This is a genomic window from Pseudomonas azerbaijanorientalis (genome assembly GCF_019139795.1).
Taxonomy (GTDB): domain Bacteria; phylum Pseudomonadota; class Gammaproteobacteria; order Pseudomonadales; family Pseudomonadaceae; genus Aquipseudomonas; species Aquipseudomonas laurylsulfatiphila.
In genome coordinates this window covers 3,142,505-3,155,742 of the sequence record NZ_CP077078.1, presented here as the reverse complement: position 1 = coordinate 3,155,742, position 13,238 = coordinate 3,142,505, and the positions used below count along the sequence as shown (strand labels likewise).

The following is a 13,238-nucleotide window of genomic DNA, read 5'->3' as shown; positions in this document are numbered from 1 at the left end:
CCGCCTCATTATTTCTCTGGAGTATGCGTCATACCGGGAATTTGGACAGCCCACCAACGCGGCAACAATTGTTTGACCTTGCTCTCGCCAAAACGGTCATCGATCAACATCACTACTCCTTGATCCTGTTGCGTACGGATGACCCGTCCGGCGGCCTGCACCACTTTCTGTACACCGGGAAACAGATAGGTGTAGTCGTAACCGGCGCCAAAGATAGCGGCCATGCGCCGTTTCAGTTGCTCGTTTACCGGATTGAGTTGGGCCAGCCCCAAGGTGGCGATAAATGCGCCGATCAACCTGGCACCGGGCAAATCGATGCCTTCACCAAAGGCCCCTCCCAGTACCGCAAAGCCGACCCCCTGGCCGTCGGCGTGGAATTGGTCGAGAAACTGCTGGCGTTGCGCCTCACCCATGCCTCGGGACTGCGACCACAGGCTGATGTGCGGATGTTTCTCGGCGAGTAGCTGCGCCACCTGCTGCAAGTAATCGAAACTGCTGAAAAACGCCAGGTAATTGCCGGGGCGCTTGCAGAACTGCCTGGCGATCAGGTCCACGATCGGTTCGAGAGAGGACTGGCGGTGCACGAACCGCGTGGAGATCTGGTTGACGATGTGCACCTGCAGTTGATCGGCATGAAACGGCGACTCGACGTCGATGCACACCGTGTCCGTCGGTGTCCCCAGTAAATCGGCGTAATAGTGCCGGGGGCTGAGGGTCGCGGAAAACAGCACGGTGCTGCGCGCGGCAGTCAGGCGCGGGCGGATGAACCCTGCGGGTACCACGTTGCGCAGGCACAGCTGCGAGAGATTGCGCTTGCGTTCGAGGTCGCGCTTGCTGATGTCGAACAGGAACTGCTCATCGAACAGTTCGGCCACCCGGCAGAACTGCAGCATGTCGAAGTAGAAGCCTTGCAGTGCGCTGTCCAGCCCTTGCGGGTGATCGTTCAGGTAGTCACCGATGCTGGCGCTGCACGATGACAGTGCCTGAAGGAGCTTTTCCGGCGCCTTGTCATAGGCTTGATAGGCGCCGGTTTGCGCGTCATGCAGGGCATTCCACTCGCGGTTGATTCGCTGCATCGGCTTTTTCAGCACCTCGGGTGCGGTTTTGCGCACAGCGTTGAAGGTCGCCTGATCGAGGCTGGCGCTGTACATCTGTCGACCGCGCTCCACCAGGTTGTGGGCTTCGTCGACCAGCACCGCGACCTTCCAGTTATTGGCCTGGGCCAGACCGAACAGCAAGGCGCTGAAATCGAAGTAATAGTTGTAGTCGGCAACCACCACGTCGGCCCATCGCGCCATTTCCTGGCTCAGGTAATAGGGACAGACATCGTGTGCCAGGGCAACCTCGCGCAAGGCGCCCTGGTCCAGCAGGCTCAGTTGACTGGCCGCCTGCCGTGCGGCCGGCAGGCGATCGTAGAAACCCCGGGCCAGCGGGCAGGACTCACCGTGGCAGGCTTTGTCCGGATGTTCGCAGGCCTTGTCCCGGGCAATCATTTCCAGCACCCGCAACGGTGGCGCATCGGCGCTGGCCAACAGCACTTGCGCGGCGTCCAGGGCCAGCTTGCGTCCCGGGGTTTTCGCCGTCAGGAAGAACACTTTGTCCAGTTGCTGCGGTGCCAGAGCCTTGAGCATGGGAAACAGGGTGCCCAGGGTCTTGCCGATTCCCGTGGGTGCCTGCGCCATCAGGCAGCGTCCTGTGCTGACGGCCTTGAATACCGACTCGGCCAGATGGCGCTGCCCCGGCCGAAAATCGGCGTGGGGAAAGGCCAGGCGCTGCGACGCGAGATTGCGCCCGTCACGGTGGACGACTTCCTGTTGCGCCCAATGCAGGAAGCGCGCGCAATGCTGGTCGAAGAACTGTTGCAGCTGCGCGGCCTCGTGGGGCTCGACCAGGCAGGTTTCCTTTTCGCTGACGATGTCGAAATACACCAGCGCCAGGTTGATCCGGGGCAGATCCAGTTGGCGGCACATCAACCAGCCGTAGATTTTCGCCTGGGCCCAATGCAACTGACGGTGGTTGGCCGGTTGTTTGCTCAAGTCACCGCGGTAGGTCTTGACCTCTTCCAGGCAGTTTTGCCCCGGATCATAGCCATCCGCCCTGCCCTTGACCGTCAAGGTCTGAAACCGGCCCTCAAGGGCGACTTCGCTTTGGTAGCCCTCGCTGCGCCGCGAGGCCACCGTGCGGTGCCCGACAATGCCCTCCAGCGCAGTGGGCGACGGCGTGAAGCGCAGGTCGAGGTCGCCGGCCTTGGCGGTGAACTCGCACAGCGCCCGCACCGCAATGCTGTAGCTCAAGCGTCCTGCTCCGCCCATTGCACGTAGCACACGGCGATGGGCATCTGGTGTTCGTGACAGAACTCCAGCCAGCGCAACTGGTTGTCCTGCAGGCGATCGCCCGGGCCCTTGACTTCGATCATGCGGTAGGTCTTTTGCTGCGGCCAGAACTGGATCAGGTCCGGCATGCCGGCGCGATTGGCCTTGATGTCCAGCAAGAGGCGATTGAACCAGTGCTTGAGATGCTCGGCGGGGAGGCAATCGAGGGCTTGCTCCAGCAACTCTTCGCTGAGCACACTCCAGAACACGAACGGCGACTGCACGCCCCACTTGGCGGCATAACGCTGGCGGATGGTCTGCCGGTAGCGCCCGTCTTCGAGTTCGGCCAGGCACGCCTGGAACAGTTCGGTCCGGCGGGCCTGGAAGTCTTCGCTGAGCAAATCCACTGGCCCGCGCTGGAACGGGTGGAAGAATGCCCCCGGCAAAGGCGCGAAAATCGCCGGCCAGCACAACAGGCCGAACAGAGAATTGATCAGGCTGTTTTCGACGTAGTGGATCGGTGCCGAATCCACAGCCAGATGCGCCTGAACGTAAAACTCGACCGACACTGCCGGATCGACTCTTGGCAGTTGCAGGTCCAGACGCTGCATTTCCCGAGGCGCCGCCCGCTTGATGGGCGGCCCGCCGAGCTTGCGCCGCAGGCGCGGCAGCACGCGGAGCAACTGCTGATGTTCGGCGGCACTCTCCGGTGCCTGTTCGGCCTGCTCGGCCAGATCCAGCGCCAACTCGAACTCCCCGCTGCGCTCCAGCACGCGAATGAGTCGCGCACGCGCACCCGGATAAGCGCATTCACGGTAGAGATCCAGGGCCATGGCGAAATCCGCGATGCGTTCGCAATACTGGCCCATCTGGAACAACAGCTTGCCGCGCCGGCGTTGCAACCAGGGATTGTCCAGCGCCAGGCCCTTGATGCGCCCGGCCACCTCTTCCAGCGCTTCACCGGCTTCGAATTGTTGCTGGTACGCGTGCAGGAGGACACAGGCATCCACGTCTTCGCGGCTGCGCAAGCCGCGGGACTCGGCGCTGAATTCGACTTTTTCGTAGGTGTAGATACCCAGGTCGGCCAGCACGAACTCCGACCAGTCCTGATACAGGTTGCCGAAGAACATCAGGCGCAGGCGATCGCACAACTCCATGATGGTCAGGCTGAGCAGGCGCTCATCGAGCCACGGGCACCAGTCGTTGAAGCTTTGCGCCTGGGGAAATTGTTCGCTCAGCGCTCGCAGCCAATCGGATTTTCTGCCTTTGGGTTGATCGATGACGGAGCCAAAAGTCTGGAGAATTTCACCCTTGAGCAGCAATTCGAACAGTTCCTCGACCGCCAGCGGCATGCGCTCATCGACCCAACCGAGTGTCAACAGCGGGCCGACGGCGCTGAGGATATCGCCGATTTCCTCGTAATGCAGTTTGCCGGCCCTGAAATGAATGCCCTTGCGCATGACCATTCTGACCAGCAGTGCCTGCGATTCACGGGGCAACCGCTTAAACTCATTAATGAAACGCAACTCGTCGACGCTCAGTACATCGGCAAAGCGCTGCTCAAGCCAATCAAGCACTTGCATGAAGTTGTTCAAGTAGTAGAACGGATCGTCGAGGGGATTTGCGGTCACAGGAAATGGGCCATGGCGAGCGAATACTGGTTATGCGTACAGATACCAGTTCCACCCTGCCCGGCGCAATCGGAAAAGGATAAATGGAGGCGCTGTACGGAATATTTCCCCGGCAGTAGAACTTTCTGCCCCCTGGCGGCACCAACCGCCATAGGCATGCAGTGACAGGCGCGAATGGATGGCACTGCTTCACAACGAACGGGAGGTGATCATGGATATCAAGACATTGGGCTTACCCCTGGCCGTCGCGGCCCTGCTGATGCTGACCGGCTGCTCGACGCCAACGGTGGTGACCCTGCAGAACGGCACTCAGTACCTGACCAAGGACATGCCGAAGACCAAAACCAAGGACGGATTCTTTGAGTTCGAGGACATTTCGGGAGCGATGGTGAAAGTCAGGGCCGACGAAGTGGCGACGATTCGCGAGGAAGACTGACGTTTCTCCTGGCACGATGTGGCAGGTTTCGAGCACTGCCTTACACTCGATAGACCCCGTGCGACCGAATGAATGTGCAACGCCTGGACACAGGCGTTGCAATACGGGCATCACGCATAGACTCAGGTGACGCCGAAATGAAAATGGTCATGCCACTTCTGGCCTCTGTGCTCGCCGTCAGCGCGTGCGTGACGGCGAGCCTTTGTGACGCTGCGACAAAGGCAAAGCCAAAACCCTTGCCAACTTACAAAACCAGTTTCGATTGCACCACGCCCCAGGCATCCACCGAAAAGCTTATCTGTCACGACGCTCAGCTGGCGCGCATGGACCTGGAACTCGATCGTCTTTATCGCCTGGCGCTCACCGACGAACATTCAGTGCCGCGCCCGAATAAAGTCGAGATTGACCAGCGGTTCTGGATTGAGTCCCGTAACCAGTGTGGCGCCGGACCGCAAGCCAAGACGTGCGTCATCGCAAGTTATGCCGAGCGTGCGTTCCAACTGCGCCAGGGTTCGGCCATTGCCAGAACCAAGGACCCGAGCAGGCTCTCCGAAGGCCCCTTGGCTTATCGTTGCGCAGGGTTCAACGCATTGGTTGCCGCGACCTTCTTTACGGTCGAACCGGGCGTGGTATTCCTCAAATGGGCCAACTCCTCGGTAACGCTGAACCAGGTGCCGAACAATTCCGGAACCCAGTACAGGGGCAAGGATTACAAAGGCAGCTACAGCTTCTGGCAAATCGGCGATGAGGTTTTTTTCCAGATACCCGGCTCAGGCCAGATGAGTTGCGCAGCCGAGCCGGTCGGCTGACAAGGATGGCAACGGGACATCCTGTCCCGATTGCCTGACCAGGTCTTCAGCTGCCGGTGCGAATCTTGTTCCACACGCGTGTGCGAACCCGGTCGATGTTCAATGGCATGGCTTCCAGGGCAAAGAGTTTCCCCATCATTTCCGGGCTTGGGTAAACCTTGGTGTCGTTCTTGATCGCCGGGTCGATCAGGCTGTCTGCCTGCTCGTTGCCATTGGCGTAATGCACGTAGTTGCTGACGCTGGCCATGACGTCCGGGCGCAGCAGATAGTTCATGAAGGCGTAACCGGCCTTTTCGTCCGGAGCGTCGACCGGCATCGCGACCATGTCGAACCAGATGGCGGCGCCTTCCTTGGGAATCGCATAACCGATATCGATACCATTGTTAGCTTCCCTGGCGCGGTTTTCCGCTTGCAGGATGTCGCCGGAGAAACCGACCGCGACGCAGATATCGCCGTTGGCCAGGTCACTGGTGTACTTGGACGAGTGGAAATAGCTGACATAGGGCCGCACTTTCAACAGCAAGGCTTCGGCCTTTTTGTAGTCTTCCGGGTTCTTGCTGTGAGGCGCCAGCCCGAGGTAATTCAACGCGGCCGGCAGCAGTTCGGGACCGTTATCGAGGATGGCCACGCCGCACTTTTGCAACTTCTGCATGTTCTCGGGCTTGAAAATCAAGTCCCAGGAGTCCACCGGGGCGTTGTCGCCCAGCACCGCCTTGACCTTGGCAATGTTGTAGCCGATGCCGGTGCTGCCCCACAGGTACGGGAAGCCGTGCTCGTTGCCCGGATCGTTGGTCTGCAAGGCCTTGAGCAATACCGGATTGAGGTTTTTCCAGTTCGGCAACTGGCTCTTGTCGAGCTTCTTCAGGGCGCCGCCCTCAATCTGCCGCGCCATGAAGTGGTTGGACGGAAACACCACGTCGTACCCGGATTTGCCGGTCATCAGCTTGCCATCGAGGGTCTCGTTGCTGTCGTAGACGTCGTAGGTGAAGCCGATGCCGGTTTCTTTCTGGAAGTTTTTCGTGGTGTCCGGCGCGATGTAATCCGACCAGTTATAGATTTTGACGGTTTCGGCCGCCTGACTGATCGATGCAACCAGCAGCAGCGGAGCCAGGGTCAGTGTCTTTCGGAGCATGAGTCGATTCCTGTAGGTTGTTTTTGTTGGCAGGCAATCAAGGATCAGAAAATCAGGACGTAGGTCTTGCGCACGGTTTCCTGGATATCCCAGATCCCGAGGCTGTTGGCCGGCAACATCAGTGCGTCGCCCGCTTCTATGTGCAGCGGTTCGCCGCCGTCCGGGGTGAAGGTGCAGCGCCCCTGGATGAAGTGGCAGAATTCCTGGGCGACGATCTGCCGCCGCCAGCGCCCCGGGGTGCATTCCCAGACGCCGGTCTCGACGCCGTCGTCGCGTTCGACGCTGGTGGTCGAAGCCACGGCCACGGGCGTGCCGAGGGGCACGGCGACCGGGTTGGATTCCTCCAGCTTCAGGGTTGCGGTGTGCTTGAATTGCGTGATGCTCATGGGATTACCTGTCGATATGGCCTGTCGATGAAGAGCGCGCCGTTTAGTGCATGAAACCTTCCATGAAACCGGCCACCCCGCTGGCCAGCTTGCGCCGCCAGGGCGCGGTAGCCGGGTTGGCCAGGGTCTGGTCCTCATGGACAAAGCTGCGGATGATTGCGTTGTAGCCAAGCCAGCGGATCGGTTCCGGCTCCCAGGCCCTGAGCGCGTCGAGGCCCCGCTGCGGGATGACCCACGGCTGGCGCACCAGATCGGTGTCGCGCCCCAGGATCAGGTCGGCCAGCGTGCGTCCACCGAGGTTGCTGGCGCCAACGCCCTCCCCGCCGTAGCCGCCAGACAAGGCGATGCCTTTGGTCCGGTCGCAGAGCATGTGCGGCTTGAAGTGCCGGGACATGCCCAGGTTGCCGCCCCAGGAATGAGTGATCTGCACGTTCTTCAACTGCGGGAACAGTTCGCCGAACAGGTAGCGCCGCAGGTCTTTTTCATCCGTGGTCAGCTCGAAGTCATGGCGCAGCTTGCCGGCGAACTGATAGCCGCCACGGGCGCCAAAGATCAAACGGTTGTCAGCGGTGCGCTGGCCGTAGGTCACCTGGCGACTGGCCTCGCTGAACGCCTGGCCACGGCTCAGGCCGATTTCATCCCAGGTGGCCGCAGACAAGGGCTCGGTCGCGACGATCAGGCTCTGTACCGGCATCTGATAACGCCCCAAGGGCGGCAAGGTGACGGCGTAGCCTTCTACTGCCGGAACGACCCAGTGACAGCGCACCGACGCTTTCGCCGTGCGCAGGCTGCCGGATTGCCAATGGGTGACCGGGCTGTTTTCGTAGATCCTGACCCCCAGGCGCTCCACCATCCGGGCCAACCCGCGTACCAGCCTGGCCGGGTGGAGGGTCGCCACGTGTGGCGCATAGATGCCGCCATAGGGTTTGGCGACGCGGATCTGCTGCGCCAGTTGTTCCGGGCTCAGCCAGCGATAGTGGTTGTCGTCGAGGCCCTGGCGATGGAGATCGTCCAGGTGGTGACGCAGGCTGGTCGCCTGCTCCGGATAACGCGCAGCGCAATACAGCACCCCGCCTTTACGGAAATCGCAGTCGATGCCCTCACGTTCGAGGACAATCTCCACTTCATCCGGAATGCCATGCAACAAATCATAGGAAGCGCGGCGCTCTTCGACCGGCAAACCGGCCAGCAGACGATCTTCACCCAGCAAGTTGCCCATCAGCCAGCCGCCATTGCGCCCCGACGCGCCGAAACCGGCGGTCTGCGCTTCGACAATGGCGATGTTCAGCTCAGGTTTGTGCTGCTTGAGGTAGTACGCGGTCCAGAGACCGGTGTAGCCCGCGCCGATGATCGCCACGTCCACATCCAGGTCCCGCTCCAGCGCCGGACGCGCCAACAAAGGCTCGTCGAGCTGGTCCATCCACAAACTGATAGTGCGCCACGCCGGCATGCAAGACTCCGCCACTGAAAAACTTCGATGGCGTCGATCCTAGTGCGTGGGCTCAGGCGCTGTCTTGCGCGCGTGCACGCAAAGAAATTTGTTTGACGTAAGCCTTGGGTGACTGACCGGTGTGCTGACGGAAACAGCTGTAGAACGCCGACAGCGAATTGAATCCGGCGGCGAACGCCAGTTCATCGATACGCAGCGGTGGCGTGGCGTCATCCAGTGCCGCGAGCAAGTGTTGCAGGCGCGCCTGGTTGACGTAGCGGTAGAAACTCTGGCCCAGCACCTGGTTCAACAAATAGGAAATCTGGTTACGACTGTAACCGCACTCCTTGGCCACCCGTTGCAGGTCGAGCTCCGGGTCGAGATACGGCTGCTGGCGCTGGAAATACTGCTGCAGGTCATCGGCCATGAAGCTCAACTGGCGAGGCGACAGGCCCAGCCGGCTGACCGCCGGGCGTTGGCTGTGGGTGGCTTTGCTGACGGGTTGCTCATGCACCAGCGAAGCGTATTCATTGACCCGCCAGATCAGCCCGTCCTTGACGGTGATCGCCTCGCTGGCGCGGAACGACACCAGTCCTTCACCACCGCGCAGGGTGATGCGGTACTGAATGAAGGCGGTGTTGCCGTCCAGTCGAATGCGGTCGGAGTGCTCCAGCGCTTCATCCGGATCCCGGGGCATGCTGCTGCGCACGTAGTCGCGCAATTCGGCCAGGCCCATGACCCGGTTCTGGAAAAAGTCGTTGTACTGGACTTCAGGGTGATAGAGCGCCATGACGCCGTCCAGATCCCGGTGTTTCCAGCGCAAGTGATAGCGCATGACCGTCTCGCCCGTGGCCTGGGTTTGCAGCGGGCCATCATCCTCGGCGTGCATTGAAAATCTCGATACAAAAAACCGAGCTTGCCCAACTTCCGCTTTGTCTTCAATGACTAAACGGGTGCGGGTTTCGGGCCGCCAATATCAAGCAAGCGTGACCTGAATCAAAAAAAGGGGGGGCAATCGCCAAACGACCTGAAAAAACCCCATTCTTTTTCACATTCGGATGCTACTTTTAAAGACTGTCACCGGTTGAGCCATTGAAGGTTCTTCCCTCCTACCATGAGCTAAAGGAAGCGCTCGATACTGAAGGCGGGCAACACATGAATAGAGGGTTCAGTAAGGTCACGTTTCCAAACGCCTGCCAGCTGATGCGCTGGCATTTTCATCCCATGGGTTTCGAGGCGAGCATGGACGCGCCGGGCAGCATGATTGCCCGTCTTTTCGATCGTGCCACTGGCGAGACCATGATCGCCATTGCCGGTATTCCTTGCGCTACCGTCATGAATGCCGCGGATGTAGAACGAATAATCGAAGCGGTGGAGGATGAACTTGAAGCCTTCGTTCCACCCCAGGCCCTCAGGAGTTATGCCTGAGACCTGTCCACTCCCAAAAAAGCCCACATCAAGTGGGCTTTTTGTTGAGCGATGTTCCTTGTAGGAGCGAGCCTGCTCGCGATGGTCGTTAACGATAACGCGTATTTACTGGCTAAACGCGGCGCTCTTGAGTCCATCGTCGGAACGCCGCCCGGAGCAAGCTCGCTCCCACAAAGTGTCGATTCAGAAGTCAGGCGGTGGTTTGGCTTTTACGATGATCGACAAAAAACGCCTTGCCCTTGCCGATCCGGTCGGACGCCTTGGGCATGTTCGCGGCCTGGGTGTCTTGCGCATCGACGTACCAATAGCAATGGCTGACGGCACGGGTAATACCCACGTAGGCCAGGCGCAGGATCTCGTCCTTCTGGGCATTGTCGTAGGGTTCGCTGTCACCGGCCTTGCCCAGGCCCGCCATCCGGTAAACCTGATTCTTGTAGGGCGAACTGGTCAGGTGTTGGCAATCGCCCAGCAAAAACACCGCATCGGCCTGGAGGCCCTTGGCACTGTGATACGTCAGTTGCTTGAGTCTGCGAGCTTCATGGGGCAAGCTCGAATCAAGATTAACTATTGGCTGAATATGCTCTTCTATCAATGACTTATCGCTACTTTTTCGATAAAGCATCAAGATTGAATCACCCTTTCGGTAATGCTCCATCAGGCGCTGCGCCATGCCCTGGTCATCTCGATCAAGGACGTTCACCGGCAGCAATGCCTTGGGCTCACCGCTGGCCTTGGCTTTCTTCCCGGCAATCGCCGGTGCTGCGCGCACGATGTGCTCGGCGGCATCGATGATGTGCTGATGGCTGCGGTAGTTGTCGCTAAGCATGACCTTGGTGGTGCTCGGCGACGGGAACTCCTTGTTGAACTCCATGAAGTAGCTCGGCGAACTGCCGCGCCAGCCATAGATGGATTGCCAGTCATCGCCCACACAGAGCAGCGAGGAACGCTGGGCACCGCGCCCGACGTGCATGGCTGGCCCGCGACTGCGGATCTCCGCCAGGCTGGCCCTGATCCACGAGACGATCTGCGGCGAGACGTCCTGGAATTCGTCGATCATCAGGTGTGACAACGGCCGCAGCAGCTCATCACTCAGCAGCTTGAGGTTTTCCGGCGAATGCTCGCTGAACAGGGCGAACATCCGATTGTAGGTCATGATCGGTGGTTTCTGATCGAGCAAATGATCTTCCAGCGCCCGCCAGTAAAGGCTCAGGGCCTCGAAGAAGAACCCGTCGGGATCGTCCTTGGCGAAACTCATCTGCCCCACGGCACTGGGCACATCCAGCCCGAGGTTTTCGATGAACCCGGCGGCGGCGACAAAGCAATCGAGCAACGGCGCGGAGGCGAGCTCGCCCTTGACCTTGTAATCGAAGCCCGGCCCGGCGCTGGCATCCCCCGCCAGCGAGGCCAGAACACGCCTTGATGATTCGTAACTGTCTAGCCATATCAATGGCTTACGACAGAAAGCTTGAAACAGGGTGCGCTTTACTGCCCATTCTGCGCGCACCGTCAGCTTGGCGTTGGGCCGCGTGACTTGCGGGTTCTCCCGAGGATCGAACCCCAGCACCACCCAGGCGTCCAGCGTCGGGATGTAGCCGTGACAGTGGAATTTCGAACCGTTGATATCGAACGACTGGCGATTGGGTTCGATGCCCTTGATGGGCCAGGCACCGGCGCGAAACCACAGGTCTTCAATGACGTCACACAACTCTTCATCACGCTTGGCCGCCAGTTCGGTGACGCCCATGCGTTTCTGCACATCGGGGTGATCCCGCTCCAGCTCCTTGAGTTGCAAGGCATGCCGGGACAATGGCTTGATCAGCTCACGAAAGCGCTCGTCGTTATTGTGCAGACGGTGATAGCAGGCGTTGAGCTGTTGACGCTGAGCGTCGTTGATGCGCAGGTCGAACGGATTGCTGTCGACCTCCTCGTCACCCTGTGCAGCCCGCAGGCTGAGGTTCTCGAAGGCCTGCAAACGCTCGAAACCCGGAAGACTGCGCACCATCGGCAGGATCCGCGAGTGGAAGGTGCGCACCAGGTCCCGCGCCTCCTTGAAACTGATCGCGCGGCCCCAGAGCGCAAACAGTTCAATCAGCTTGTTGATGAAGTCCTTGCGCGACTCGCGGGTGAAGGTCACCACCGTCATCGAACTCAGCTCGAAGCCCAGGTAATGGCTCAACAGCAATATACGCAGCACCAGCGTGGTCGACTTGCCTGCGCCGGCACCGGCGATCACCGAGGTGGACGGCGTGTCGCTGAAGATCATTTTCCACTGTGCGGCGCTGGGCTGGGCATGGGCCGGCAGCAACCGGGCCACATCTGCCTTCATGCGCTTCTTCAACTCGGCGCTCAACGGCAGGCGCCAATCGTCGAACAGCAGGTCATCGACATTCGGTGGACGGTGTTCAGTAGAGCGCGAGTCGCGGATCAGCAGGACCTGCCGACCCTCCTCCAACCCCTCGAGCTTGCCTTCCCTGTAGCCGTAATCGACCCCGGCACTGTGACCGCTGCGAAAACCGTCGGCCTGGCCATGCAACCACGATGCACGATGCTGTGCGTGCAGGCGGGTCAGGCTGTAGCCGAAGAACCGGGCGAGCAGGCGCTTGATCAGCGGCATCTCGGCCAGGGGGCGAAGTTCAGGCGGAAGATCGGGGGTGTGTTGCGGCACGCGGACTGACTCCAGGGTGTGAGGCTGTTGAGCGCTATGGTGTCTGCATTTGCCATTGAGTTCTAGTGAATTGCTTATGACTCATTGGCTTATGCGATGAAGTGAAAGTTGGATGAGAAAATTTCGAGCCTATTTCATATCAATTGATTCGATGGGAATGCCGCATTTTTTACGCTTTTTATCGATTGTTGCCTGATGGATGATGCCCGTCATCAACCACCGGGCTCGCTTCGTGGCTCTGGCGCCCCGCCCCATGACGAACCTTTTCTGGAGACGATCATGCTTGAACTCAGACCTTTCAAAACCCTTGGCGGTGCTCACCACGGCTGGTTGGATGCGCATCACCATTTTTCGTTCGCCGAATACTACGATCCACAGCGCATGAACTGGGGCAACCTGCGGGTCTGGAATGACGACGTGATCGCTCCCGGCACCGGCTTCCCGCAACACCCGCACCGGGACATGGAAATCATCACCTATGTCCGTGAAGGCGCCATTACCCACCAGGACAACCTGGGCAACAAGGGCCGGACCGAAGCGGGCGACGTCCAGGTCATGAGCGCCGGTACCGGGATCGCCCACAGCGAGTACAACCTGGAAGCGACGCCGACCCGGATTTTCCAGATCTGGATCATCCCGAATGAGACCGGCCTGGCACCGTCCTGGGGCGCCAAGCCGTTCCCGAAAGGCGATCGCGAAGGTTTTGTCACCCTGGCCAGCGGTAAACAAGGCGACGAGCAGAGTCTGCGGATCCGAGCTGATGCCCGGCTGGTGGCTGCCAATCTGAAGGCCGGTGAAACGGCTGAATACCTGTTGGACAGTGGTCGTCGTGCCTACCTGGTCCCGGCCACCGGGGTCATTGAAGTCAACGGCTTGCGCGCACAAGCTCGAGACGGTGTCGCGGTGGCCGATGAGCAGGTGCTGCGGGTGACTGCCATTGAGGACAGTGAGATTGTGTTGGTGGACCTGGCGTGACCTGCTGAGGGCAATCGCAAAAAAAGGGGCGACCG

Annotated in this window: 11 protein-coding genes; 4 read left to right on the top strand and 7 right to left on the bottom strand. The window is 60.0% G+C overall.

From position 1 onward, the window contains the following. Positions 1 to 8 precede the first annotated feature (8 nt). Positions 9 to 2,294, bottom strand: coding sequence for an ATP-dependent DNA helicase (locus KSS91_RS14055; protein ID WP_217835089.1), 2,286 nt, complete (start codon positions 2,292 to 2,294; stop codon positions 9 to 11). Further along, on the bottom strand, positions 2,291 to 3,895 hold the full coding sequence (locus KSS91_RS14050) for a VRR-NUC domain-containing protein (protein WP_225923763.1): 1,605 nt from the start codon (positions 3,893 to 3,895) through the stop codon (positions 2,291 to 2,293). Before KSS91_RS14050 ends, KSS91_RS14055 begins: the two co-directional genes overlap by 4 nt. Positions 3,896 to 4,154: 259 nt before the next feature. Here KSS91_RS14050 and KSS91_RS14045 point away from each other — a divergent pair, with 259 nt between their 5' ends. Beyond that, positions 4,155 to 4,379, top strand: coding sequence for a YgdI/YgdR family lipoprotein (locus KSS91_RS14045; RefSeq protein WP_217838409.1), 225 nt, complete (start codon positions 4,155 to 4,157; stop codon positions 4,377 to 4,379). 137 nt (positions 4,380 to 4,516) lie between these two features. Beyond that, on the top strand, positions 4,517 to 5,188 hold the full coding sequence (locus KSS91_RS14040; protein WP_217835087.1) for an MliC family protein: 672 nt from the start codon (positions 4,517 to 4,519) through the stop codon (positions 5,186 to 5,188). 46 nt (positions 5,189 to 5,234) lie between these two features. Here the strand turns inward: KSS91_RS14040 and KSS91_RS14035 are convergent, their stop codons facing one another. The 4 genes from KSS91_RS14035 to KSS91_RS14020 are packed head-to-tail and all read right to left on the bottom strand — an operon-like array spanning position 5,235 to position 9,024. Continuing rightward, positions 5,235 to 6,320 carry a polyamine ABC transporter substrate-binding protein gene (locus tag KSS91_RS14035; RefSeq protein ID WP_217835086.1) on the bottom strand — a complete coding sequence of 362 codons (1,086 nt, stop codon included), beginning with the start codon at positions 6,318 to 6,320 and terminating at the stop codon, positions 5,235 to 5,237. 44 nt (positions 6,321 to 6,364) lie between these two features. Continuing rightward, the gene (locus tag KSS91_RS14030; protein ID WP_015095054.1) at positions 6,365 to 6,706 is read right to left on the bottom strand and encodes a cupin domain-containing protein; all 342 of its coding nucleotides are present in this window, start codon (positions 6,704 to 6,706) and stop codon (positions 6,365 to 6,367) included. A 43-nt stretch (positions 6,707 to 6,749) separates the two neighbouring features. Beyond that, on the bottom strand, positions 6,750 to 8,156 hold the full coding sequence (locus KSS91_RS14025) for an NAD(P)/FAD-dependent oxidoreductase (RefSeq protein ID WP_217835085.1): 1,407 nt from the start codon (positions 8,154 to 8,156) through the stop codon (positions 6,750 to 6,752). A gap of 52 nt (positions 8,157 to 8,208) precedes the next feature. Further along, positions 8,209 to 9,024, bottom strand: coding sequence for a helix-turn-helix transcriptional regulator (locus KSS91_RS14020; RefSeq protein WP_102673826.1), 816 nt, complete (start codon positions 9,022 to 9,024; stop codon positions 8,209 to 8,211). 266 nt (positions 9,025 to 9,290) lie between these two features. On the opposite strand from KSS91_RS14020, the gene KSS91_RS14015 reads away from it, so the two are divergent. After that, complete coding sequence (locus tag KSS91_RS14015; protein ID WP_007970606.1) at positions 9,291 to 9,563, top strand: DUF1652 domain-containing protein; 273 nt, start codon at positions 9,291 to 9,293, stop codon at positions 9,561 to 9,563. 190 nt (positions 9,564 to 9,753) lie between these two features. Here the strand turns inward: KSS91_RS14015 and KSS91_RS14010 are convergent, their stop codons facing one another. Next, positions 9,754 to 12,228: a UvrD-helicase domain-containing protein gene (locus tag KSS91_RS14010; protein WP_217835084.1), complete on the bottom strand. Its 2,475-nt coding sequence runs from the start codon at positions 12,226 to 12,228 to the stop codon at positions 9,754 to 9,756. 279 nt (positions 12,229 to 12,507) lie between these two features. Between KSS91_RS14010 and KSS91_RS14005 the strand changes: the two genes are divergently transcribed. Further along, on the top strand, positions 12,508 to 13,203 hold the full coding sequence (locus KSS91_RS14005; RefSeq protein ID WP_095966748.1) for a pirin family protein: 696 nt from the start codon (positions 12,508 to 12,510) through the stop codon (positions 13,201 to 13,203). Positions 13,204 to 13,238: the final 35 nt, after the last annotated feature.